The organism is Rothia sp. HMSC075F09 (genome assembly GCF_001810515.1).
GTDB lineage: Bacteria > Actinomycetota > Actinomycetes > Actinomycetales > Micrococcaceae > Rothia.
In genome coordinates, this window is record NZ_KV801775.1 from 1 (window position 1) to 425 (window position 425).

The following is a 425-nucleotide window of genomic DNA, read 5'->3' on the forward strand; positions in this document are numbered from 1 at the left end:
TCCCGGTAGGTTCCTTGCTCCACCACACACCCACCATCCAACACCACCACAGAATCAACACCACGCAACGTCCACGCACGATGAGACACCAACACCACCAAACGCCCAACAGCAGCCACCTTCAACCGAGCAAAAATCTCCTCCTCAGTCTCAGCATCCACAGCACTGGTCGGCTCATCCAACACCCACACCGGCGCATCCCGAAGAACCACACGCGCCAACGCCAAACGCTGCCACTGACCACCCGAAAGACCAACACCACCAAACGACTCACCCAACTGAGCATCCAAACCACCCTCAAGACCACGCACAAAATCATCAGCACAAGCCACCGACAAAGCCGACCACAAATCAGCATCACCAAGACGCTCAACAGCCTCCTGCGGCAAACCCAGAAGAAGATTTTCACGCACAGTCAGTTCATA

General features: G+C 55.5%; 1 protein-coding gene. It reads right to left on the minus strand.

The window, feature by feature from the left end; genetic code table 11:
• Positions 1–413 (minus strand): ATP-binding cassette domain-containing protein (locus HMPREF2749_RS01245; RefSeq protein WP_246823473.1); only part of this gene is annotated, 413 nt, incomplete at its 3' end.
• Between the last annotated feature and the right edge of the window lie 12 nt (positions 414–425).